This window comes from Kitasatospora sp. NPDC053057 (genome assembly GCF_044546945.1).
In the GTDB taxonomy this organism is placed as follows: domain Bacteria; phylum Actinomycetota; class Actinomycetes; order Streptomycetales; family Streptomycetaceae; genus Kitasatospora.
Genome location: NZ_JBITZP010000008.1, coordinates 63,437 through 87,167 on the forward strand (window position 1 = coordinate 63,437; position 23,731 = coordinate 87,167).

Below are 23,731 nucleotides of genomic sequence, written 5' to 3' on the forward strand. Positions count from 1 at the left end.
GACAGTTGGGGAGTCTCTCGCAGCAGCGAGGGGCTCCCCGATTTTTTGGCCCTCGATGTCCGTTTTATGTGTGATGTCGGTCTCGATTGCCGTTCCGGTGGAGCCATTGGGCCCGCCCGGCTCGTCCAGGGCAGTAAACCGGAATCGGGACAAAGATCCCTAACCGCCGTTGTCCCCGTCTGTGCAGGCTGGCCCGGTCCGCCCGCAGGAAAGGCCGCGCCTTGTTCCGAAACGCCCAGAGCGGCCGGCCGCCGATCGACCTCCGGCCGGTCAAGCGGCTCAAGCGCTCCACCACCACGGTGCCCGGTGGCAAGAAGCCGCGCCGCCCCAAGCGCACCGGCTGGCGCCGGCTGATACCCACCTGGCGGATGACCCTGCTGGGCTTCGCCGCGGCCCTGCTGCTCGGCGTCGGCCTGTTCGCGCTGGGGGTCGCGCTGGTGAAGGTCCCCGACGCGCACGCCGCCGCGACGGCCCAGAGCAACACCTGGCTCTACGCCGACAGCTCGGTGATCACCCGCACCGGCCAGACCAACCGGCAGAACGTCGGCCTGGACAAGGTCTCCCCCGCCGCCCAGCACGCCGCGCTGGCCGCCGAGGACCGCAACTTCTACAACGAGGGCGCCGTCAACGTGCAGGGCCTGGTCCGGGCCGCCCTCAACACCGCCAAGGGCGAGGGCACCCAGGGCGGCTCCACCATCACCCAGCAGTACGTGAAGAACACGTATCTGGACCAGAAGCAGTCGATCACCCGCAAGGTGAAGGAACTCTTCATCTCGATCAAGGTGGACGCCACCGAGAGCAAGGACGACGTCCTCTCCGGCTACCTCAACACCTCCTACTACGGTCGCGGCGCGTACGGCATCCAGGCCGCCGCCCAGGCGTACTTCGGCATCGACGCCTCCGCGCTCAGTCCGGCCCAGGGCGCCTACCTGGCCACCCTGCTGAACGCCCCGAGCGCCTACGACGTGGCCACCGCGACCCCGGCGGGCAAGCAGAACGCCGTCAACCGCTGGAACTACGTCATGGACGGCATGGTCAAGGAGGGCTGGCTCTCCGCCGACGAGCGGGCCAAGACCACCTTCCCGGACGTCAAGGACCCGCAGCCCAACCCGGGCCTGTCCGGCCAGTCCGGCTACCTGGTGGACGCGGCCACCCAGTACCTCACCTCGAACAACGTCATCAGCGAGACCGAGCTGGCCAAGGGCGGCTACACGATCAAGCTGAGCATCGACCCGAACCGCCAGCAGGCCCTGCAGGACTCCGTCCAGGCGCAGCTGCACGACACCCTGAACCCGGACAAGCGGAAGAAGGACGCGGCCGCCCAGGCCGGCGCCGTCTCGGTGGACCCGAAGACCGGCGCGGTCGTCGCCCTGTACGGCGGCGTCGACTACGTGAAGCACTACGTCGACAACGCCACCCGGCGCGACTACCAGGCCGGTTCGACCTTCAAGGCGATCGCGCTGGCCGCCGCCTTCGAGAACAACGCCAAGACCCAGGACGGCCGGACCGTCACCCCGCGCACGGTCTACGACGGCACCAGCGGCCGCAAGGTCCGCGGCGGCAAGGGCACCCCGTACGCGCCGCCGAACGAGGGCGACAAGAGCTACGGCCAGATCAGCCTCCAGCAGGCCACCGACTGGTCGGTCAACTCGGCCTTCGCCCAGCTCGCCCAGGACACCGGGCTGCAGAAGGTCAAGGACACCGGCATCGCGCTGGGCCTGCCCGGCAACACCCCGGGCCTGGACCCGGTGCCGTCCATTCCGCTGGGCGCGGCCACCCCGAGCGTGCTCGACATGGCCGGGGTGTACTCCACGCTGGACAACGGCGGCAAGCAGATCACCCCGTGGCTGGTGCAGTCGGTGGACCGCGGCGGCGAGTCCATGGCGCTGCCCGCGCACAAGACCACTCAGGCGATCAGCGCGGACACCGCCAACCAGGTCACCTCGATGCTCCAGGGCGTGGTGAGCGACCCGGGCGGCACCGGCTGGCGGGCGAAGGCGCTGGGCCGCCCGGTGGCGGGCAAGACCGGTACCACCGACGACCAGAAGTCCGTCTGGTTCGTCGGCTACACCCCCGAGCTGGTCACCTCGGTCGCGCTGTTCGGCCAGGACCCGGGCAGCGGCGCCCAGGTCAGTCTGAACGGCGTCGGCGGGATCGACGGCGCGGCGGGCGGCCAGTACCCGGCGCAGATCTGGACCGGCTACATGAAGGCCGCGCTCAAGGGCCAGCCGGTGAGCGACTTCCCGACCCCGGCGGGCGGCGACGACTCCTCGGGCGCCACCGACCTGCCGACCGTCCCGAGCACGCCGAGCAGCACCCCGTCGACCGGCAGCGCCACGCCGAGCACCGGCGCCGGCAACCAGCAGGGCGACAACTCCGGCGCGAACTCCTCGGGCGGCTCGGGCTCGGGCTCCGGTTCCGGCTCCGGTTCCGATTCCGGTTCCGGCGGGAACGGCACCGGGCCGACCACGGGCCCGACCGGTCAGCCGACCACCCAGCCCACCTCGCGGCCCACCGGCCGGCCGACCTCCCGGCCGACGCCGACCACCCAGCCGACCACCGGCCCGACCGGTCAGCCGACCACCCAGCCCACCGGCGGGACGGACGCGCTCACGGGGGCCGGGGCGGGGGCCGGGGGCTGATCGTCCCTCCGGACGAAGTCGCCGACGCGGGCCGGATCACCGACATGGGTCGGTGGTCCGGCCCGCGCGGGTTACCGCGCCATTGCGGACAGTTGAGACCAGGACCAAATGACGAAATGGCGCCTTACCGAAGCGTCGGTACGACTGTCACAATGCGCCAGTGCACAGATCAACGGCCTCGCCCACCCTCCCTTCGGGCAGAACCCTCGGCCTCGGCCTCGCGCTGGTCTCCGCCTTCGCGTTCGGCGGCTCCGGCACCGCGGCCAAGCCGCTGATCGAGGCCGGACTCTCCCCCCTGCACGTGGTCTGGCTCCGGGTCACCGGGGCGGCCGTGGCCCTGCTGCCGATCGCCTACCGGCACCGGGACGCCGTCCTGCGCCGCCCCGGCCTGCTGCTCGGCTTCGGCCTGCTCGCCGTGGCCGGCGTCCAGGCCTGCTACTTCGCCGCGATCTCCCGCATCCCGGTCGGCGTCGCCCTGCTCATCGAGTACCTCGGGCCGCCGCTGCTGATCGGCTACGTCAGGTTCGTGCAGCGCAAGCCGATCACCCGGGGCGCGGCCATCGGCGCCGGCGTCGCGGTGGCCGGACTGGCCAGCGTGGTGGAGGTCTGGAACGGCCTCGGCTTCGACGCGGTGGGCGTGCTGTTCGCCCTCGGCGCGGCCTGCTGCCAGGTCGGTTACTTCCTGCTCGCCGACGCCGGCCGCCGGGGTGACCGCCCGGTCGACCCGCTGGCCGTCAGCGCGTTCGGGCTGCTGATCGGCGCCGTCCTGCTCACCGTCCTCACCCGGCCCTGGCAGGCCGACTGGAGCCTGCTCGGCGGGTCGGTGGTGATGAACGGGCACAGCCTGCCCGCCCTGATCCCGGCCGCCTGGATGGTGCTGATCGCGACCGTGCTCGCCTACCTGACCGGCGTGGTCTCCGTCGGCTACCTCTCGCCGCCGGTCGCCGGGGTGGTCGCCAACCTGGAGGCCGTGGTCGCCACCGTGCTGGCCTGGGTCCTGCTCGGCGAGCACCTGGGGCTGCCGCAGGTCGCGGGCGGCCTGCTGGTGCTGGCGGGCGCGTTCGCGGCGCAGACGAGCAAGCCGTCGACGGTGGAGGCGGGGGCCGGGACGGCCGCGGGTGCCGCTGGTGGCTCCGCGTCCGCTCCTTCCGGGGCCACCGCTTCGAACGCCGTCGCCTCTGGTGCCGTCGCCTCGGGTGCCGCTGCTTCCGGTGCCACTGCTTCCGGTGCCACCGTGGCGGCCCGGGAGCGGGTCGCCGCCGTCGACCGCGGGGTCAGCGGCCGGTCCAGCCGAACCAGTCGAGGTGACTGACCGGCCACACCACGGCCGACACCGGGCCGACCACATTGCCCACCGGCACGGCGCCACCACCCGGGCCCTGCCGGTGCCAGCGGGAGTCCGCCGAGTCGCTGCGGTGGTCGCCCTCGACCCAGATGTAGCCCGAGGGCACGTTCACCGGGCCGAAGTCCATGCCCGCGCAGGAGTCGTCGCCGGGGTGCAGGTACGGCTCGTCGACCTTCCTGCCGTCGACGGTCAGCGTGGTGCCCGCGCACTGGACGGTCTGGCCGCCGGTCGCGATGACCCGCTTGACCAGGTAGTTGTCGTCCTTCGGCGGCACCAGCCCGACGAAGCTCAGCACCGAGCTCACGGCATTGGTGAGCGGGTTCGAGTCGACCGGCTGCGGCGGCAGCCAGTTCCCCGGGTCCTTGAACACCACCGGCTGCCCCTGCTCGGGCGTCCAGCCGGTCAGCGGCGCGAGCTTGTTCACGCCGACCCGGTCGCCGACCCGCAGGGTGTTCTCCATCGACCCGGACGGGATGGTGAAGACCTGGAACAGGCAGGTCTTGATCAGCAGCGCGACCACCAGCCCGACCGCCGCCATCGCCGGCAGTTCGATCCACCACGGCCGGGGACGGCGCCCCGCCCGGCGGGCCTTGCGGCCGCGCGATCCGCCGGCCCGACCGCGGGCCTCGGCCCGGCCCGCGGGTGCGTCCCCCTGGGCGTGCCGGTCGTACGGGCCCTGCGCGTCGTACGGGCCCTGCTGGTCGTACTGGCCGTACCGGGCGTCCCGGGCGGTCGGTACGCCGGGTTCGGCGGGTTCGCTGGGAGCTCCGCCGGGCGTTCCGGGCAGGTTCACCGCCATCGTCGCTGCTCCACCTCTCCGGCTGGGGAAAGTTGCACGCTACGCCAACCGGGGAGCCTCACGAAATCCGGCATTTAGCCGCGCCCGACATCGCCGCCTGCGGGTTCCGACGCCGGGCGCCGCGCTCACCGCCTTCAGGCGCGGGCGATGGCCTCGTGGTGGCGGATCACCTCGGCGATGATGAAGTTCAGGAACTTCTCCGCGAAGACCGGGTCGAGCTTGGCCCCGGCGGCCAGCTCCCGCAGCCGCTTGATCTGGTCCCGCTCCCGCGCCGGGTCCGCCGGCGGCAGCTTGTGCTCGGCCTTGAGCCGCCCGACCCGCTGGGTCGCCTTGAAGCGCTCGGCCAGCATGTGGACCACCGCGGCATCGATGTTGTCGATGCTCTCGCGCAGGCTGGTCAGCTCCGCCCGTACCGCGTCGTCGGTCCCCTCGGTCACGCCGGCGTCGGGGGTCGTGGGCTGGTCCGTCATCGGGTCGGCTCCCGGTGTCTGGGGTGGGCGCCCGGCCGTACGGCGGCCGGGCTCGGGCCCGGGCAAATCTAACAGGGCCCCCGGTCCGGACCGGCACCGTTTGGAGGAACCGTCCACCATCCGGACAGCCCACCAGACCGTCCGGCACCCGGCTCCGCGACAGGGCTGCCCGTAGGCTGGTGCGTGTATGACCGGAAGTGACGACTCAGCAGTCCCTCAGCACTGGAGGAACCGATCGTGGCAACCACCCGCACCGCCCGCACCGCCTGGGAGGGCGACCTCCTCCACGGCAAGGGGCAGGTGACCTTCGCCTCCTCCGGGATCGGCGAGTACCCCGTCTCCTGGGCGGCCCGCGCCGAGGAGCCCAACGGCAAGACCAGCCCCGAGGAACTCATCGCGGCCGCCCACTCGGCCTGTTTCTCGATGGCCCTCAGCAATGGCCTGACCAAGGCCGGCAACCCGCCCACCAAGCTGGACACCCGGGCCGACGTCACCTTCCAGCCCGGCACCGGCATCACCGGCATCCACCTGACCGTCACCGGTGAGGTCCCCGGGCTTGACGAGGCCGGCTTCGTGAAGGCCGCCGAGGACGCCAAGGCCAACTGCCCGGTCAGCCAGGCCCTGACCGGCACCACCATCACCCTCACGGCCGAACTCGCCTGACCGCCTCCCCCGGCCCGTCCGGGGCGCACCCGACCCCGCCCCCGGCGCACGACCAGCGCCCGGGGGCGCGGCTTCGGCGCACGCGCCCGTGGCGCACCTCATGTGATGTGCACCGAAGGCGTCTGAACGTTCCGCCATGCATGGTCCCAAACGGGGCGAATCACCCTGGCGGCGGTCACCGCGCGTTGTCGTCGCGGCCTATGATCGGCCGAAGCGCCCTGTCCTTCACCCGGGTCCCCGCGCGACAGCGCCCCACGGCGGACGCCCCGCAGCGGACCGACTCCGAGGACCCCGACAGAGTGCGGAGCCGGCCGCCGGAATCCCGACCGGCCAGGCAGACCATCGTCAAGCGTCAGCAGCGGACGGGAGCATGCCGTGCCGGGCCAGAACGAGGGGGCCGACGCACACCACCCGGGCGTGCGGCACAAGGAATCGTCACACCACCGCCACCTCGCCGCGCCGGTCTTCGATCCGGCGGGCCCGATCGCATCGGCTGCTCCTTCGGCCTCACCGTCGACCTCCCCGGCCGCGGCCTACTGCACCCTGGAGGACCCGGGGGTACTGCTCTGCCCCACCTGCTCGGCCCCGTTGACCAACGGCGCGCACCCGGGCGCCGGCGAGGCCCCCGGCCGGGACGGCAGCGGCAATGACCGACTGCTGGCGGCGCTCCGGGCCAGCGAGTCCCGGTTCCGGGCCGCCTTCTGCGACGCCGTCATCGGCATGGCCCTGATCGACCCCGAGGACCGGATCATCGAGGTCAACCCCGCCTTCGCCGCCCTGATCGGCCGCGGCGTCGGCGAACTGGTCCGCACCCACCTGCACGAGATCATCGACCCGGAGGGCATGCCGCCCCGGCTGTTCACCGAGCTCCTCCACGGCAAGCGGGAACGGTTCCGCGTGGAGAAACAGCTCAAGCACCGCGAGGGCCACACGGTCTGGAGCAAGGTGACCGTCTCGCTCATCCGGGACCCCGCCGGGCAGCCGCTCTACACCCTCGCACTGGTCGAGGACATCACCGAGCAGCGTCGACTCGGCGACCGCCTGGAGTACCAGGCCCTGCACGATCCACTGACCCGGCTGCCCAACCGGACCTTCTTCTTCGAACGGCTCGACGCCGCCTGCCTCCCGGGCATCGACGAGCGCGGGAACCGCGGGGGCGCCGGCCGGCCGGTGGCGGTCGCGGAGGGGCGGCGGGTGGGTGTCTGCTACCTCGACCTCGACGGCTTCGCGGCGATCAACGAGACCCTCGGCCACCACATCGGCGACCAGCTGCTGATCGCCGTCGCCGCCCGGCTGCAGCGCGGGCTCGCCGAACGGGACGCCCACCTGGTCGCCCGGATGGGCGGCGACGAGTTCGCCGTCCTGGTCACCGACAGCGTCGGCAGCGAGCAGCTGACCGCGCTGGCCGGGCGGATCCTGGAGGTGCTGGAGCATCCCTTCGACGTCGCCGGGCACCGGCTGGTGGTCACCGCCAGCGTCGGCGTCGTCGAGCGGTCGGTGCACGAGACCACCCCGACCGACCTGGTCAAGGACGCCGACGCGACGCTCTACTGGTCCAAGGCCGACGGCCGCGCCCGCTGGACTCTCTACGACCCGGACCGGGGTGCTCACCAGCTCACCCGTCAGCTGCTCGCCACCGCGCTGCGGCCGGCGCTGGAGCGCGGCGAGTTCACCATCGAGTACCAGCCGCTGGTCGGCCTGGCCGACGGCGCGGTGCACGGCGCCGAGGCCCTGGTCCGCTGGCGCCACCCCCGCTACGGGACGCTCTCCCCCGACCGCTTCATCCCGCTCGCCGAGGAGTCCGGCGCCATCGTTCCGCTCGGCAAGTGGGTGCTGGAGGAGTCCTGCCGCCAGGCCCGGCAGTGGCTCACCGAGTTCCCGGACACCGAGACCTTCGTGAGCGTCAACCTGGCGGCCCGCCAGATCTGGGACTCCGACGTGGTGGCCGACGTCGCCCGGGCCCTCGAACGCACCGGCCTGCCCGCCCGGCTGCTGCAGCTGGAGATCACCGAGAGCGCCCTGCTCGGCCCCGGCGGTCGCCCGCTGCAGGCCCTGCAGGCGCTCGCCGACATGGGCGTGCGGATCGCGATCGACGACTTCGGCACCGGCTATTCCAACCTGGCCTACCTCTCCCGGCTGCCGGTGCACGTGCTGAAGCTCGACGGGACGTTCATCGAGGGCTTCCGCGACCCGGCGCCGGCACCGGCACCGGCCGGGCACTCCGCCGCGGCTGCGGCTGCGTCTTCGGCACCGGCGGAGCGCCCGGCCCTGCCGGAGCTCTGCGCCCGCCGCCGCGACGCGGACGAGCAGATCGTCGGCGCGATGGTCCAGCTGGCCCACACCCTCGGCCTGACCGTCACCGCCGAGGGCATCGAGAGCGCCGCCCAGGCCGAGCGGCTCCGGCTGACCGGCTGCGACACCGCCCAGGGCTGGTACTTCGCCCGACCCGGCGAGGCCGAGCTGGTCGCGGCGATACTCCGGGAGGGCCGCCCCGCCCCGACCGGCCGCTAGGCCGACGGGGCGGGGCCCGTCACCGGAGTGACGCTCAGGCGGTCGCCGTCAGGCCGTACGCCTCGGCGATCATTCCGTAGGAGCGGAACCGGGCCTCGTGACCGTGGATGTGCGAGGTGACCATCAGCTCGTCCACGCCGGTCCGCTTGCGCAGGGCCTCCAGGCCGTCCGCGACCTGGCCCGGGGCGCCCAGCACCACGTTGTCGAGCCAGCTGTCGATGAAGTCCGCCTCGGCCGGGCTGTACGGGTACTCCTCGGCCTCCTCCGGGGTGGGGATCGGGCCGGGGCTGCCGCGCCGGAGCCGGAGCATGCCGAGGGCCGCGGAGCGGGCGAGGCGGCGGGCGGCGGTCTCGTCGTCGGCGGCGACGGCGCTCACGCCGATCAGCGAGTAGGGCTCGCTGAGCACGGCGGAGGGGCGGAACGACGTCCGGTACAGGTCCAGCGCCGGGAGGGTGTTGGCGCTGCTGAAGTGGTGGGCGAAGGCGAACGGGAGGCCGAGGCGGCCGGCCAGCTGGGCACTGAAGCCGGAGGACCCGAGCAGCCAGACCGGCGGACGGCCCTCGCCCTTGGGGACGGCGGTCAGCCGCTCGTACGGGTGCCCGGAGGGGAAGTCACCGTCCAGGAAGTGGGTCAGCTCGGAGAGCTGCAGCGGGAAGTCGTCCGCGCCCTCGGCGAGCCCGCGGCGCAGCGCGCGGGCGGTGGCCGGGTCGGTGCCGGGGGCGCGGCCGAGCCCGAGGTCGATCCGGCCGGGGTGCAGGGCCTCCAGCAGGCCGAACTGCTCGGCGATGGCCAGCGGGGCGTGGTTGGGGAGCATGACGCCGCCCGAGCCGAGCCGCAGCGTGGTGGTGTTGGCCCCGAGGTGGGCGAGCAGGACGGCCGGGGTCGAGCTGGCCACTCCGGGCATGCCGTGGTGCTCGGCCACCCAGAAGCGGTGGTAGCCCCACTGCTCGGCCTGGCGGGCCAGCTCGGTGGTGGCGGCCAGGGCCTGGCTGGGCGTGTAGCCGACGCCGACGGTGGCCAGGTCGAGGATCGAGAGCGGAGCAGGTGCGGTGCCGCGGGCAACGCCCCGGATCGCCTCACCGGTCCCCGGTCCGGTTCGGTGCTCCTGCTGGTCCTCGGTGGTCATGCCGTCCGCCCTCCTGGCTGTCCTTGGTCCGGCTCTCCTCCGAGCCAGCCGTCATGGGCGGCCGCGCGGGTCTCGGACGGCCCGGCGGTCGCTGCTGCCGACGGGGGTCAACCACGGTCGCGGGCTCGCTGTTCCCGGGTCGGCCGCTCGATCCAGGGGTGGCCGGGCGTGGCTGGGGGTGCCGCCGGGTGTGCCGCGCGGGGTGCGGCCGGGCGTGCGGCCCGCGGTGTGGCCCGCGGTGTGGCCCGAGCCGGTTCGTGCGAGCGGGCCGACCGGCCGTTCGGATGACGGAGAGCCAGCGAGCCGACACGGATGGCGACTTCATGCCAGGGTCGGGAAGTCGCCAGCCGGAGCGCTCGCGACCGGCGGCAGGCTTCGGGCAGGGTGGTGATCAGGAACGGGTCACCGAGCGGTCCGCGTTCCGTCGGCAAGATCGTCGGGGCTGGACCAGCCCCGAACGATCCCTACGAGCCCTCGGCGCGGCACCCCGCCCCGGGGGCTCGTTCCATTTCCGGCGGCCTTCGCCGCGCACTCCACAGGGACACCTCACCGGGGCACTCCACCGCGGCCGTGAGCTGCGGTCGGCTGCCGTGATCCCCGCCATACCGGGGTGCTTCATGGCATGAAAAGTCGGGGCGCTAGCGTTGACCCCAGCAGCCACCTGCTCCCCCAGGGCGGCGTGGAGGGAGTAAGGCCTTGAATTTCGTGGCGGCGATCGGATCCTCGTGGATCTGCGCCCTTGCGCTCTTCGCCGTACTCGGCGACGCCCTCCTCCCCTTCATCCCGAGCGGGACGCTGGTCATCCTGGCCGTACTCAAGACGGCGCAGATCAACGGCGCCCCGGTACTGCTCGGCCTGGGCGTAGCGGTGGCCTCCTTCTTGGGTGACCTCCTCCTGCTCCACCTCGCCCGGCGCGGTGCCCCGCTGCTGCAGCGCCGGCTCGCGCGGCGCCCGAAGCTGGCGGCCAGCGTGGCCCGGGTCCAGCAGTCGCTGGTCGAGCGCCCGCGCGGCGGGGCGGCCGCGATGGTGGTGGTCGCGCGGTTCGTACCGGCCGGGCGGACCGTCCTGGACCTGGCCATCGGCCACTCCCCCGCCCATCCGCACCGCTTCCTGCACTGGTCGGCGCTGGCGGCGCTGGTCTGGGCCGCCTACATCGTGACGCTGGGTTGGCTGAACAGCCACTGGTTCAACACCGCCTGGCTGAGTCTGGCGGTCTCCTGCGCGGCGGCCACCGCCGTCAGCACCGCGATCGCCCGAATAGTGCGCCGCAACCGGCGGCTGGCTGCGCTCTGACCTGCCCCGGACCGGCCGACGCCTTCCGGCCGCGGGACGCTGTCAGGAGCACAATTTTCCCTTACGGGCGACGACCCGTACCGAGCGCTGACGAACTCCGACCGGGCCGGACAGGGCGGCGGTACCGTACTCCCCTGACGTCGCGCAGTGCGAAGCGTCACAGGACCGCAACAGACGACGAATCCCTGCAGCCCGGCCGGGCGCCCCGGACGTGTTGACTGTCGTCGGAGCCCGGCGACCTTGGTAGCCGCCGCGGCAACATGACATGCTAACGGCGGATTATTCATCAATTGCCCGATTTGACCGGCGCGGCCCGGGGCCGCCCCCACCACCGGCGATCGGCACCCAGGGGAGACCATGACCAGCATCTCGCGCAGGACGGTGCTCAGTGCAACCGCCGCGACCGCCGCCCTCGGCGCGGTCGCTGCCTGTTCCAGCAGCGGATCCGGTTCGGGGCAGGACTCCACTTCACATTCCTCCGGCGGCAGTGCGAAGCCCGACCAGAGCGGCACCGCCGACCCGACCCAGGCCGTGGTGCCCAAGGGCACCCCGATCGGCGACGGATCCAACGCGGACACCGGTCCGCAGCCGAACCAGCCCAAGCCCGAGAAGCTCAAGCCGGGTGAGCGGCCGCCGCAGTTCGTGGTGTTCTCCTGGGACGGCGCGGGCGGCACCGACGACGGCCAGTTCCCCCGCTTCCTCAAGCTGGCGGAGCAGTACAAGGCCACGATGACCTTCTTCCTCTCCGGCATCTACGCCCTGCCCAAGGGCAAGTCCCAGATGTACCACCCGCCGAAGCACTCGGTCGGCGCCTCCGACATCCCGTACCTCTCTGACGGCGCGGTCAAGAGCACCCTCAAGCTCGTCAGCCAGGCCTGGCTCGCCGGGCACGAGATCGGCACCCACTTCAACGGGCACTTCTGCTCCAGCCGTCCGGACAAGAACGGGGTCAACATGTGGACCCCGGACGACTGGCAGAGCGAGATCGACCAGGCGATAGCCTTCGTCACCCAGTGGCGGACCAACACCGGGTTCACCGATGTCGACCCGCTCCCCTTCGACTACAAGAAGGAGCTCATCGGCGGCCGCACCCCGTGCCTGGAGGGCCAGAAGGCGCTGCTGCCGACGATCGCCAAGCTGGGCTGGAAGTACGACGCCAGCTCCGCGGGCGGCCTCCAGATATGGCCGCAGAAGGTGCAGGACGGCAAGATCTGGGACTTCCCGCTGCAGTCCATCCCGTTCCCCGGGCACACCTTCCAGGTCCTGTCGATGGATTACAACATCCTGGCCAACCAGTCCAACGGCAGCACCAAGGGCGACCCGTCCAAGTACAGCGACTGGCGCACCCAGGCCACCAACTCCTACCTGGCCGGCTTCGACCGCGCCTACAACAGCAACCGGGCGCCGTTCTTCATCGGCAACCACTTCGAGCAGTGGAACGGCGGCATCTACATGGACGCCGTCGAGGAGACCCTCAAGGCCATCGCGGGCAAGCCCGAGGTCCGGCTGGTCTCCTTCCGGCAGCTGGTCGAGTGGCTGGAGGTGCAGGACCAGTCGACCCTGCGCAAGCTGCGCACGCTCAACGTCGGCCAGGCGCCGGCCGGCGGCTGGGAGGGCTTCCTCGGCGCGGCGGGCTGACCCGACCAGTACGGCCGGCTGGGTGTTCGCATCCCGCCGGCCGTTGCCGTTCCACGGCTCCGGCGTCCCGTCGTGCCGTTGTCCCGCTGCTCCCGGCCGGGTCCGCCACCCACCCTGATCCCGTATTCGAATTTCCGCTGCATTAGCACCATCACGAGCCAGAGTGGCCAGGAACCGTGGCTTCTTCACGCTTGAGCGGTGATCGTTGCGCGGAGCGGTTGCCATCAGCGTTACGCTCCGGGAGAGTTGAGCAAGCCATGGATCCCACCGCACCCGGAGGGGAAGCTGGATAGTGCACCGGGATCCCGCATTCGATGCCGCCGCGCAGGTCCACAACTGAACCGGTCGCATACACTCCAGGTGCCGGGCTCCGCTCATCGGATTCCCGGCAGCGGAGCGCGTGTTGGACAGCCCGGAAACTGTGGGACGGACCGCAGTTCACCGGGCCGCGTTCTATCCGGGCGGCTCCGGGGCAAAGGGGGCAACGCCGAGCACAGCACGTCGCAACACTCCGGGGGGAGTACGCCATGACCACGCCGTCCTCGCGACGAAGGGGCGCCGGACCGGCCGGCCAGAGCCAGAGCCAGGGCCAGAACCACCACGACCGCCACCGCCGAGGCGCCGTTCAGCTCGACGCCGCCGGGCAGCGCGACGAGGCCGTGCTGCGCGAGGTGCCGGCCCCCGAAGCCCCGTACGACTACGGCCACTTCAGCCGCCTGGCCGGCCCGGCGGTCGATCCGGACGAGGACCGGGAGCTCGGCGGCGGTGTCTACCGGCCGGAGCCGGGCGCCGTCCGGGAGTCCACGGGTGCGGAGTCGGCCACGCCGTACCGCGTCCAGTACCGCGGCCTGCTACGCCACGAGCCGCACCGGATCCGGGCCGCCCTGCTGCTGCTGGCGGCCCCCTTGGTGGAGGCGATCCTGCTGGTCTGGCTGCTGTTGCCGGAGCACTGGCCGGAGCGTCCCGACGAGACCAACGTCCTGGTGCTGCTCGGCGACAAGGTGATGATCGGGATCATCGCGGTGGTCGAGGTGTTCCGGCTGGTCAACGTGGTCTCCAACACCCACGCCACCCTGGTGGCCCGCGATCCGATACCGGTGACGCCGGAGCCCGGCACCCGGGTCGCGTTCCTCACCACCTGTGTGCCGGGCAAGGAGCCGCCGGAGATGGTCCGGGCCACGCTGGTGGCGGCCCGCGCCGTCCGGCACGAAGGTCCGTACGACGTCTGGCTGTTGGATGAGGGAAACGATCCTGCAATGCAGGCCCTGTGCACCGAGCTGGGAGTCCGCCACTTCAGCCGGTCCGGCCGGCCGCACTGGAGCCAGCCGAAGGGGCGGTTTCGCGCCGGGACCAAGCACGGCAACTACAACGCCTGGCTCCAGGCCCACGGCGACGACTACGACTTCTGGGTGTCCGTCGACACCGACCACGCCCCGCTGCCCGACTTCTGCGAGCGCATGCTCGGCTACTTCCGCGATCCGGACGTGGCATTCGTGGTCGGCCCCCAGGTGTACGGGAACTACCGCAGCTCGGGCTCGGCCGTCACCAAATTCTCCGAGAGCCAGCAGTACCTCTTCCACGCCCTCATCCAACGCGCCGGAAACCGTTACGGCGCACCGATGTTCGTCGGGACCAACAACGCCGTCAGAATCCGCGCGCTCCAGTCGATCGGCGGGTTGTACGACTCCATCACCGAGGACATGGCGACCGGTCTGGAGTTCCACCGGAGCCGGAACCCGGAGACCGGCGAACGCTGGAAGTCCGTGTACACCCCGGACGTGCTCGCGGTGGGCGAAGGCCCGTCCTCCTGGACCGACTTCTTCTCCCAGCAACTGCGTTGGAGCCGCGGCACCTACGAGACCCTGCTCACCCAGTACTGGCGGGTGCTCTGGCAGCTGTCGCCCGGCCGGCTGCTCAACTACTCGCTGATGGTGGGCTTCTATCCGATGGCGGCGCTCACCTGGCTGCTCGGCGGCGTGTCCAGCGTGCTCTACCTGGGCTTCGGGGCCTCCGGCGTCCACGTCTCCTCGGAGATCTGGATGATGCTCTACAGCGACGCCGCCGCGCTCCAACTCCTGCTCTACACCTGGAACCGCAAGCACAACGTGAGCCCGCACGAGCCGGCCGGATCCTCCGGGGTCGCGGGCATGGTGATGTCGGCGGTCTGCGGCCCGGTCTACGCGGCCTCGCTGCTCCAGGCGCTGATCCGCCGCCGCAGCCGCTTCGTGGTGACGCCCAAGGGCCGTTCGGCCAGCGCCGACCGGCTCCACACCTTCCGCTACCACCTGTTCTGGACGCTGGTGTTCGGCGGCGCCGTCGCCGCTTCCTTCCACACCGGCTACGACCACGTCGCGATGCGCACCTGGGCCTGCATCGCCCTGGCCCTGACCGTGCTGCCGCTGCTGATCTCGGCCGGCGACGCCGTCCGCCGCCGTCGTACCCGGCCCACCGCCACCCTCACCGTGACCGGCGGCCCGTCGGCCACCCCGACGGTCGTCCTGGAGAAGCGCCGCCCACGCCACGCCCGCCCCGCGACCACCACGGACAGCGACACCCCCGCGCTCGAAACCTCCGCGCTCGACAGCCCCACGCTCCAGCTCCGCCTGACGGCCGCCCCGCCCGACCACGCCGGGAGCGGCACGCCCACCCACTGAGCCAGTCCCGCCCGCCTCCCGAGGGGAGCACCACCGTGAAGATCCACAAAGCCGGCCGCACCAAGCGCCTCGCCCTCGGCAGCACCGTCGCGCTGACCGTCGCCGGGATGAACGCCCCGGCCGTGCTCGGCTTCGCCGGCGCCCAGTACCACCACTACGTGATCAACCGCCCCGAGTACAAGGCGCGGTACGGCCACTGGCAGACCCTGACACTGCCCGCCGAGTTCCGGGTCAACGCCGTCCACGCCACCCTGCTGCGCACCGGCAAGGTGCTGATCGTGGCCGGTTCCGGCAACGACGAGAAGCAGTTCAACGCGGGCACCTTCAAGAGCCTGCTCTGGGACCCGGCGAAGAACACCTACAAGCTGATACCCACCCCCGCCGACATGTTCTGCGGCGGTCACACCTCCCTCCCGGACGGCCGGGTGCTGGTGGCCGGCGGCACCCAGCGGTACGAGAAGCTGGACGGCGCGGTGAAGAGGGCGGCCGGCGTGATGCGGGTGCGCAACGAGAGCCCGGAGCGCGACCGCACCTTCCCCAAGGGCACCGTCTTCGTCGCCCCCGACGGCCGCGAGTACGCCAGCACCGTCCAGGTGACCGTGCCCGCCGCGACCAAGACCGGGGCCGGGAAGCAGACCGTGGTCACCGCCGGCGAGCAGCACGTGTTCGTCGAGGCGGTCGGCGAGGGCCCGGACTACGTGACCGACTCCCCGACCCAGTACCGGATCAAGGGCCTGACCGGCGTCGACGCCCACAACCTGTACGGGCAGAGCGAGAAGCTGACCCTGGACAAGCAGGACTACCAGGGCATCCGCTCCGCCTACGAGTTCAACCCGGACACCGAGCTCTACGAGCAGGTCACCGACATGGCGCACGCCCGCTGGTACCCGACCCTGACCGGGCTGGGCGACGGCCGGGTGGTCACCGTCTCCGGGCTGGACGACACCGGGCAGATCCTCAACGGCAACGACAACGAGGTCTACGACCCGAAGTCCAAGACCTGGGCCAAGGCCCCCGACCGCTACTTCCCGACCTACCCGTCGATCTTCCTGACGGCCACCGGCAAACTCTTCTACTCCGGTTCCAACGCGGGCTACGGCCCCGCCGACAAGGGCCGCGAGCCCGGCGTCTGGGACCTGTCGAACAACGCCTTCCAGCCCGTCCCCGGCCTGCGCGACCCGGGCCTGACCGAGACCTCCTCCTCGGTGCTGCTGCCGCCCGCGCAGGCGCAGAAGGTCATGGTGCTCGGCGGCGGCGGGGTGGGCGAGTCCCCGCTGTCCACGGCCCGCACCGACATCGTCGACCTGTCCGCGCCCAAGCCCGCCTTCACCCCGGGGCCGGACCTGCCGGCCGGCGGCACCCGCTACCTCAACAGCGTGATCCTCCCGGACGACACCGTGTTCACCACCGGCGGCTCCAGCGGCTACCGCGGCCGGGGCGAGAGCGATCTGCTCAAGGCGCAGGTGTACCACCCGGATTCCAACACCTTCAGCACCGCCGCCGAGCCCACCGTCGGCCGTGACTACCACTCCGAGGCGCTGCTGCTGCCGGACGGCCGGGTCGCCGTGCTGGGCTCCAACCCGCTGTTCGCGGACAAGGCCGAGACCCAGCCGGGCGGCTTCGAGCAGCGCATCGAGATCTACACCCCGCCGTACCTGTACCACGGCGACCGCCCGGAGGTGACCGCCGCGCCGGAGTCGGCGAAGCTCGGCGGCACCCTGCGGGTCGGCACCGCCCGGCCGGACGCGGTGACCACCGCCAAGCTGATCCGGCCGAGTTCGGTGACCCACGTGACCGACGTCGAGCAGCGCTCGGTCGCCCTGGACATCACCGGGCGCACCGCCGACGGGGTCTCGCTCACTCTCCCGGGCAACCCGAACCTGCTGCCGCCCGGCTGGTACATGCTGTTCCTGACCGACGCCGCCGGCACCCCGTCGGTCGCCCGCTGGGTCCAGATCACCGGCTGAGCCCGCCGGCTCCCCGGGCCACCTGCTTCAGTGCGCCGCCTGCGCCAGTCCGAGCGCGTACGGCAGCCAGAACCGGCCCGCCGGGGGCTCGCCGCGGCCGCACTGGCCGTCCGACTCCCCCGGGTTCTTGATCCACAGGTAGGCGTCGACCCCGGGCCGCCCGGTCTCGGTGGTCGGCGCCTCGCCGAGCGCCCGGCCCGGCGGGTTGCACCAGGAGTCGGCGCCCGCCGAGCCGTTGCCGCTGCGGCTGGTGTCGATGACGAAGTGCTTCCCGTCCAGGGCGGCGGAGAGCCGGTTGCCGTACGCCACGTTGCGGTCGGTCGGGTAGAAGTTGGCGACGTTCACCGCGAAGCCGTCGGCCGCGGCGATGCCCGACTTGCGCAGCACGGTGGCCAGGTCGTCCGGGGCCTGGGCCCAGCCGGGGTTGCCCGCGTCCAGGTAGACCCGGACGTTCGGACGCTTCTTCAACTCCTGCACGGCGAAGGCCAGCAGGCCGTACCGCTCGGCGGCCAGGTCGCCCTTGACCCCGCAGTCGTCCAGGGTGTGGGCGACGGCGTCGGGCTCCAGCACCACCCAGGCCTTGCGGTCGCCGAGGGCCTGGGCGACGCCGGTGATCCAGGAGCGGTAGGAGGCGGCGTCGGGGGCGCCGCCGGCCGAGTACTGGCCGCAGTCCCGGTGCGGGATGTCGTACGCGACGAAGACGGCCGTCCGGCCCGCCTCGGTGGCCCGGCGGCTCACCTGGTCGGCGATGTCCCGGGCGCCCTGCTCGCCGAGCCACTGGGAGGACGGCTGGGCGGCGATCCGCAGCAGGGTGTCGGCCTCGGCCGACCGGCCCTGGCTGCGCAGGACGCCGACTTGCTGGGCGGCGCTGGTCTGGTCGGAGACGTAGAAGGCCTGCCCGGGAAGCTGGTTGAGGACCACCGGCCCGACCCCCGGGCTGCCCCCGGGGGTACCGGCGCTCATCCCGGTGCCGCTCGAACCGGTGCCGCTGGAACCGGTGCCACCCGCACCGTCCGAGCCACTGCAGCCGGACACCGCCAGCACCAGCCCCGCCCCGATCAGCGCGGCCCACCGGGAAGCCCTGGCGCTCCGAAGCGTTCCTGCCCGTCCCACCCCGCGCACGTACCGCCCCTCCGAAGTCCAAAGCCCGACCCCCGCCCCAGGACCGGTCCGGCGACCGGTCGGCACCAGCTAAGCACACCCGACCCCGGCCGACGGCAGCCATCGGTGAACGCCAAGTGGCCGTGGGCGAACGGAAATCCGACCCCGTCCACCCACGGCCACCCAAGGCCTCCCCGAACCGGCTCCCCCGCCGGACCGGCATCAGCTCGGCGTCAGTCCTGCTTCAGGTCCGGCACCCGCCAGTCGATCGGCTCGCCACCGAAGTCGTCCAGCGCCGTGTTGATCTGCGAGAACGGGCGGCTGCCGAAGAACAGCCTGGCGGACAGCGGCGACGGGTGCGCGCCCTGCACGACCACGTGCTTCTCGGTGTCGATCAGCGGCAGCTTCTTCTTGGCGTAGTTGCCCCACAGCACGAAGACCACCGGCTCCTCGCGCTCGCTCACCGCCTTGATCACCGCGTCGGTGAACTTCTCCCAGCCCTTCGCCTTGTGCGAGTTGGCCTCGTGCGCGCGGACCGTGAGCACCGCGTTGAGCAGCAGCACGCCCTGCTCGGCCCAGTGCATCAGGTAGCCGTTGTCAGGGGCGGGGACGCCCAGATCGGCGTCCAGCTCCTTGAAGATGTTGCGCAGCGAGGGCGGCGTCTTCGTCCCGGGCAGCACCGAGAAGCTCATGCCGTGGGCCTGGCCGTTGTCGTGGTACGGGTCCTGGCCGAGGACGAGCACCCGGACCTTCTCGTACGGGGTGGCCTCCAGCGCCGCGAACTCCTGGCCGCTCGGCGGGAACACCTCGTGCTCCGCGCGCTCAGCCGCCACGAAGGCCGCCAGCTCCGCGAAGTACGGCTTCTCCGTCTCGGCGCCCAGCACCTCGCGCCAGGACTCGGGCAGCTCCAGCCCGCCGCCCCCGCCGGCCTCGACCACGCCCGCCTCGACCGTGTCCGTCACGACATCTACCTCCCACACCGCGGCTGCTGCGCCGCCCGCCCTCTTACACCCCGAACGCTACACAGCCCCACCGACAACTCACTCCACAGGAGCCGACGCGGCGGCCTGCGCGGCAGGGGTGGAAGCACCCGCCGCCCGCACCACCCGCACGTACTCCACCCCGTTGAGCACCACCAGCAGCACGGCCAGCACCCCCAGCACCACCAGCGCCGGCAGCCGCACCATCGCGGGCAGCAACCCCAGTACCACCACCGCCGCGGCGATCCTGGTCGTCGACACCCGGCGGAACATCATCCAGCGGGTGTACCCGAAGGTCAGCAGGTACAGCCCGCACCCGCCGTACAGCAGCGCCACCGATCCGGCGCCGAGCGCCCGCCACGGGTCCGCGACCGTCTCCTCGAAGCCGACCGCCACCCCGATCACCCCGGCGGCCAGCGCCAGGTGCCCGTACTGGAAGATCCGCCGGACCACGTCCCGCCGAGAGTCGGCGACCTCCACGGCGTGCCGCATGGCGTCCGCGGCGAACACGAAGTACTGCCACCACAGCCCGGCCGAGATGGTGAACGCGGCCGCCACGGCGACCAGTTCGGGCACGTCCAGCCGGGCCGCGGCGGCCGAGCCGCCGATCCCGACGATCGACTCACCGATCGCCACCAGCAGGAACAGCGCGAACCGCTCGGGCATGTGCGACGGGTGGTAGGCCACGTTCGCGAGCCGCCGCCGGAACACCAGCGGCGCGGACAGGTCGCAGAGCGCGGCCGCCGCCCACAGCGCCAGCCGCGGCCCGTCCGGCAGCAGCCCGCCGACCAGCAGCAGCGGCCCGCTGACCAGCACGCCCGCCCCGTACGGGCCGCGCCAGACGCCCGGGACGCGCACCAGCAGGAGCAGCAGCACCACCCGGGCCAGCCAGTACGCGGCGCCGAGCAGCACGCCCCGGCGGCCGTACGCGCCGGGGATGGCGAGCGCCATGAACAGACCGGTCAGTCCGACCAGCAGGATGCCCAGGCGGTCGCGCAGATTGTCCACGTCCCGGATGTTGGCCTGCACGGTGGTGCCGACCCAGCACCAGTAGACCGGCACGAACACCACCAGTGCCCGGACCAGTCCGGTGAGGTCGTGCTGGTGGTGCAACAGCCCGGAGACCTGGGTGATCGCGAAGACGAAGACCAGGTCGAAGTAGAGCTCCGCCCAGGTGACCCGCTTCTCCCCGAGCCCCGACGCTTCCCCTTCCGCTTCCCCCGCCACGCTCATCCGCGCCCTGCCTCCCCGCCCTGCGGCACACCTGCGAAACGAGCCCCGCCCCGGCGCTCGGCCGGAACGGGGCTCGCGACTGCACCGCAGAGGCTAGACCAGCTCGACCAGGTCCGCGATCGACTTGACCACCCGGGTCGGCCGGTACGGGAAGCGCTCCACGTCGGAGGCGGAGGTCAGGCCGGTGAGCACCAGGATGGTCTCCATGCCGGCCTCCATGCCCGCGACGATGTCGGTGTCCATCCGGTCGCCGATCATCACGGCGGTCTCCGAGTGGGCGCCGGCGGTGTTCAGCGCCTCGCGCATCATCAGCGGGTTGGGCTTGCCGACGAAGTACGGCTCGACACCGGTGGCCTTGGTGATCAGGGCCGCGACCGAGCCGGTGGCCGGCAGCACGCCCTCGGGGGAGGGGCCGGTCTCGTCCGGGTTGGTGCAGATGAACCGGGCACCCTGGTTGATCAGGCGGATCGCCTTGGTGAGCGCCTCGAAGGAGTAGGTGCGGGTCTCGCCGAGGACGACGTAGTCGGGGTTGTTGTCGGTCAGGACGTACCCGGCCTGGTACAGCGCGGTGGTGAGGCCGGCCTCGCCGATCACGTACGCGGTGCCGTTCGGCCGCTGGCTCTTGAGGAACTTGGCGGTGGCCAGGGCGGAGGTCCAGATGCACTCCTCCGGCACCTCCAGGCCCATCCCGGCCAGTCGGGCGCTCAGGTCGCGCGGGGTGTAGATGGAGTTGTTGGTGAGGACCAGGAAGGGCTTGCCGGACTCCCGCAGCCTGCGCAGGAACTCCTCCGCGCCGGGGATCGGCGTGCCCTCGTGGATGAGGACACCGTCCATGTCGGTCAGCCAGGACTCGATGGGCTTGCGGTCTGCCACGTGCGTGTCTCCCGAAGTGTTGCGACGTCTTGCGTGGGGCCCTGACGCGGCACAGCCTAATCCGCGCAGGTGACCGGGGACAGGACGTCCCGTTGGGCGGGATGCGGCGGCCGTGCGGCACCCGCCCAACGCCCGTCCGACGCCCGTCCGGTGGAAATCGGGAGCAACCGGGCGCCTCGTGATTGAGTAGGCGGCATGAACCCGCAGACCCCCCGCGCCCCGCACGACCGCCCGCTGCGCGTCGGCCTGGTCGGCTACGGCCTGGCCGGCTCCGCCTTCCACGCCCCGCTCATCGCCACCACCCCCGGGCTGCGGCTGGACGCCGTCGTCACCGCCAACCCGGAGCGCCGCGAGCAGCTGCGGCAGGAACACCCCGACGCCCGCGCGGTCGACACCCCCGAGCAGTTGCTCGCCGACCCGGACGCGCTGGACCTGGTCGTCATCGCCTCGCCCAACCGCACCCACGCCCCGCTCGCCCGCGCCGCCCTGCAGGCGGGGCTGGCCACCGTGGTGGACAAGCCACTGGCCGGCACCGCCGCCGAGGCGCTGGAGCTGTGCCGGCTCGCCGAGGAGCGGGGCACCCTGCTCTCGGTGTTCCAGAACCGGCGCTGGGACGGCGACTTCCTGACCGCGAGCCGGCTGGTGCGCGGTGGGGCGCTCGGCCGGGTGCACCGCTTCGAGTCCCGCTTCGAGCGCTTCCGCCCCAAGCCCAAGCCGGGCTGGCGCGAGCTGGCCGACCCGGCCGAGGCCGGCGGCACCCTGTACGACCTGGGCAGCCACCTGGTCGACCAGGCACTCACCCTGTTCGGGCCGGTCGAGACGGTGTACGCGGAGATCGACGTGCGTCGCGACGGCGCGGTGGTGGACGACGACGCCTTCCTCGCACTGACTCACACGTCCGGCACCCGCTCACACCTGTGGACCAGCGCCATCACCCCGCTGATCGGCCCCCGGCTGCGGGTGCTCGGCGACACCGCCGGGTACGTCAAGCACGGCATGGACCCGCAGGAGGCGGAGCTGCGGTCGGGCCACCGCCCGGACGGCAGCCACCCGTGGGGCGCCGACCTGCCCGAGCACTACGGCACCCTGGGCACTGACGAGTCCGCGATCTCCCTGCCCACCGATCCGGGCGACTACCCTGCCTACTACGCCGGCATCGCCGCCGCCCTGGCCGCCCCCGGCACCCCGCCCCCGGTCGACCCGCGCGACGCGGTGGCCTCCCTCACCGTCCTGGAGGCGGCCCGCACCTCGGCGGCCACCGGGACGGCGGTCCGGCTGGGCTGACGGCCCGGCGGAGCCGCCCGCCGTCACAGCCCGATGATCTCCACCGCCGAGCCCAGGCCCCGGAAGTCCGCCACGTTGCGGGTGTACAGCGGCAGTCCGTGGGCGGAGGCGACGGCGGCGATCATCAGGTCGATCCGGCGGGGGCGCGGCTGGCGTCCGGCGGCGATCGTCAGGGTGACGAGGGTCCCGTAGCGGGCGGCGGCGGCCGCGTCGAAGGGCAGCGGGTCGAAGTCGGCCATCGCCGCGCCCAGCACCTCCAGCCGGGCCGCCCGGCTGATCGGGTCGCGGGCCATCGAGACGCCCTGCTGGAGTTCGGCGAAGGTGATCGCGGTCAGCTCCGGCACGGCCGGCAGGTCGGCGGGGTTCAGCAGTGCCAGGTCGATGTAGACGCAGGTGTCCAGCACCCCGGCGGGCCGCCGCCGGGGTGCTCTGCGGCGCTCAGCCACGCCGCCGCTCGAACGGGTCGTCGCCCTCGTCCCCCACCAGCTCCTCGGGGCCGAAGTACTCCTCGGCCTCCTTGCGCATCTCCTGGTAGTCCACCCGCGGCAGCTTCACGTGCCGCGCCACCAGTTCCTCCGCCGTGAGCCTCCGGCGCCCGGACACCGGCCGCAGCTCCGCGACCTCGACCCCGTTCCTGGTGATGTGGAAGGTCTCCCCGGCCTCCACCGCGTCCATCACCGCGGCGGAGTTGTTCCGGAACTCCCGCTGGGTAATCGTCTTCATGGATCCACGGTAGCCACGTGTAGCACCGGTGGCTACGCTTCGCGCGGCACCGCGGGAACTCGACGGGTCGTACGATCGTCCTGCTGAACGTCCGGAACCGGGAACACATCGAGAGGGGGGCACGCCGTGGGTGTCGTCGCGATGCTGCTGGGCCTGCTCCGGATGTTGACCGGACAGCTGGTGACCGACGGCGGCGCGCTCGCGTCCGTCGCCGCCGTGGCGGCCGTGGTCCTGGTGGCCGGTGCGGTCGCGGGGGCGTTGGCCGGGGCGCGGCCGTTGGGGGCACGAGCCCCGGCGGCGGTGCGCAGCGGGATGCTGCGGCGCCGGGCGTTCCGTACGGCGTTCCTTCCGCAGCGCGATCCGGACGCCCGGGGCAGGCGACGCCCCAGGGCGCCGGGAGCGGCCCCGGCGGCCGCGTAACCCCTCATC

19 protein-coding genes are annotated in these 23,731 nt (G+C 72.4%); 10 read left to right on the forward strand and 9 right to left on the reverse strand.

Annotation, left to right across the window (positions count from 1 at the left end):
- The first annotated feature begins 221 nt into the window (after positions 1-221).
- Together ACIG5E_RS11450 and ACIG5E_RS11455 are read left to right on the forward strand one after the other, a co-directional pair.
- Positions 222-2,642, forward strand: coding sequence for a transglycosylase domain-containing protein (locus ACIG5E_RS11450; protein ID WP_396533108.1), 2,421 nt, complete (start codon positions 222-224; stop codon positions 2,640-2,642).
- A gap of 160 nt (positions 2,643-2,802) precedes the next feature.
- The gene (locus tag ACIG5E_RS11455) at positions 2,803-3,954 is read left to right on the forward strand and encodes an EamA family transporter (RefSeq protein ID WP_396533109.1); all 1,152 of its coding nucleotides are present in this window, start codon (positions 2,803-2,805) and stop codon (positions 3,952-3,954) included.
- On the opposite strand, the gene lepB is transcribed toward ACIG5E_RS11455, so the two are convergent.
- Positions 3,917-4,786: a signal peptidase I gene (lepB, locus tag ACIG5E_RS11460; RefSeq protein ID WP_396533111.1), complete on the reverse strand. Its 870-nt coding sequence runs from the start codon at positions 4,784-4,786 to the stop codon at positions 3,917-3,919. The genes ACIG5E_RS11455 and lepB overlap by 38 nt on opposite strands.
- Before the next feature lie 134 nt (positions 4,787-4,920).
- A complete protein-coding gene (locus ACIG5E_RS11465) occupies positions 4,921-5,256 on the reverse strand; it encodes a chorismate mutase (protein ID WP_396533112.1) in 336 nt (111 codons plus the stop codon).
- Between the two features lie 237 nt (positions 5,257-5,493).
- Here ACIG5E_RS11465 and ACIG5E_RS11470 point away from each other — a divergent pair, with 237 nt between their 5' ends.
- The gene (locus ACIG5E_RS11470) at positions 5,494-5,919 is read left to right on the forward strand and encodes an OsmC family protein (RefSeq protein WP_396533113.1); all 426 of its coding nucleotides are present in this window, start codon (positions 5,494-5,496) and stop codon (positions 5,917-5,919) included.
- Positions 5,920-6,294: 375 nt separating this feature from the next.
- Positions 6,295-8,430, forward strand: coding sequence for a putative bifunctional diguanylate cyclase/phosphodiesterase (locus ACIG5E_RS11475; RefSeq protein WP_396533114.1), 2,136 nt, complete (start codon positions 6,295-6,297; stop codon positions 8,428-8,430).
- A gap of 34 nt (positions 8,431-8,464) precedes the next feature.
- Here the strand turns inward: ACIG5E_RS11475 and ACIG5E_RS11480 are convergent, their stop codons facing one another.
- Positions 8,465-9,556 carry an LLM class flavin-dependent oxidoreductase gene (locus ACIG5E_RS11480; RefSeq protein ID WP_396533116.1) on the reverse strand — a complete coding sequence of 364 codons (1,092 nt, stop codon included), beginning with the start codon at positions 9,554-9,556 and terminating at the stop codon, positions 8,465-8,467.
- Positions 9,557-10,261: 705 nt separating this feature from the next.
- On the opposite strand from ACIG5E_RS11480, the gene ACIG5E_RS11485 reads away from it, so the two are divergent.
- The 4 genes from ACIG5E_RS11485 to ACIG5E_RS11500 all read left to right on the forward strand — a co-directional run bounded on the left by ACIG5E_RS11485 (position 10,262) and on the right by ACIG5E_RS11500 (position 17,108).
- Positions 10,262-10,849, forward strand: coding sequence for a DedA family protein (locus ACIG5E_RS11485; protein WP_396533263.1), 588 nt, complete (start codon positions 10,262-10,264; stop codon positions 10,847-10,849).
- Between the two features lie 357 nt (positions 10,850-11,206).
- Positions 11,207-12,487, forward strand: coding sequence for a hypothetical protein (locus tag ACIG5E_RS11490; RefSeq protein ID WP_396533117.1), 1,281 nt, complete (start codon positions 11,207-11,209; stop codon positions 12,485-12,487).
- A 527-nt stretch (positions 12,488-13,014) separates the two neighbouring features.
- Positions 13,015-15,141 (forward strand): glycosyltransferase family 2 protein, encoded by a 2,127-nt coding sequence (locus tag ACIG5E_RS11495; protein ID WP_396533118.1) that lies wholly within the window; start codon positions 13,015-13,017, stop codon positions 15,139-15,141.
- A gap of 35 nt (positions 15,142-15,176) precedes the next feature.
- The gene (locus tag ACIG5E_RS11500) at positions 15,177-17,108 is read left to right on the forward strand and encodes a galactose oxidase-like domain-containing protein (RefSeq protein WP_396533119.1); all 1,932 of its coding nucleotides are present in this window, start codon (positions 15,177-15,179) and stop codon (positions 17,106-17,108) included.
- Positions 17,109-17,135: 27 nt separating this feature from the next.
- On the opposite strand, the gene ACIG5E_RS11505 is transcribed toward ACIG5E_RS11500, so the two are convergent.
- From ACIG5E_RS11505 to ACIG5E_RS11520, 4 genes are all read right to left on the reverse strand, one after another.
- Positions 17,136-18,143 carry a glycoside hydrolase family 6 protein gene (locus ACIG5E_RS11505; RefSeq protein WP_396533120.1) on the reverse strand — a complete coding sequence of 336 codons (1,008 nt, stop codon included), beginning with the start codon at positions 18,141-18,143 and terminating at the stop codon, positions 17,136-17,138.
- Positions 18,144-18,442: 299 nt separating this feature from the next.
- The gene (locus ACIG5E_RS11510) at positions 18,443-19,171 is read right to left on the reverse strand and encodes a uracil-DNA glycosylase (protein WP_396533121.1); all 729 of its coding nucleotides are present in this window, start codon (positions 19,169-19,171) and stop codon (positions 18,443-18,445) included.
- Positions 19,172-19,249: 78 nt separating this feature from the next.
- Positions 19,250-20,422, reverse strand: a complete 1,173-nt coding sequence (locus tag ACIG5E_RS11515; protein ID WP_396533122.1) for a low temperature requirement protein A — start codon at positions 20,420-20,422, stop codon at positions 19,250-19,252.
- Between the two features lie 93 nt (positions 20,423-20,515).
- Complete coding sequence (locus tag ACIG5E_RS11520; RefSeq protein ID WP_396533123.1) at positions 20,516-21,295, reverse strand: HAD-IIA family hydrolase; 780 nt, start codon at positions 21,293-21,295, stop codon at positions 20,516-20,518.
- Between the two features lie 195 nt (positions 21,296-21,490).
- Here ACIG5E_RS11520 and ACIG5E_RS11525 point away from each other — a divergent pair, with 195 nt between their 5' ends.
- Positions 21,491-22,579, forward strand: coding sequence for a Gfo/Idh/MocA family oxidoreductase (locus ACIG5E_RS11525; protein ID WP_396533124.1), 1,089 nt, complete (start codon positions 21,491-21,493; stop codon positions 22,577-22,579).
- A gap of 23 nt (positions 22,580-22,602) precedes the next feature.
- On the opposite strand, the gene ACIG5E_RS11530 is transcribed toward ACIG5E_RS11525, so the two are convergent.
- A complete protein-coding gene (locus ACIG5E_RS11530; RefSeq protein ID WP_396533125.1) occupies positions 22,603-23,025 on the reverse strand; it encodes a type II toxin-antitoxin system VapC family toxin in 423 nt (140 codons plus the stop codon).
- A complete protein-coding gene (locus ACIG5E_RS11535) occupies positions 23,018-23,302 on the reverse strand; it encodes a type II toxin-antitoxin system Phd/YefM family antitoxin (RefSeq protein WP_030290733.1) in 285 nt (94 codons plus the stop codon). The genes ACIG5E_RS11530 and ACIG5E_RS11535 overlap by 8 nt, the downstream gene beginning before the upstream one ends.
- A 126-nt stretch (positions 23,303-23,428) precedes the next feature.
- On the opposite strand from ACIG5E_RS11535, the gene ACIG5E_RS11540 reads away from it, so the two are divergent.
- Positions 23,429-23,722: a DUF6412 domain-containing protein gene (locus ACIG5E_RS11540; protein WP_396533127.1), complete on the forward strand. Its 294-nt coding sequence runs from the start codon at positions 23,429-23,431 to the stop codon at positions 23,720-23,722.
- Positions 23,723-23,731: the final 9 nt, after the last annotated feature.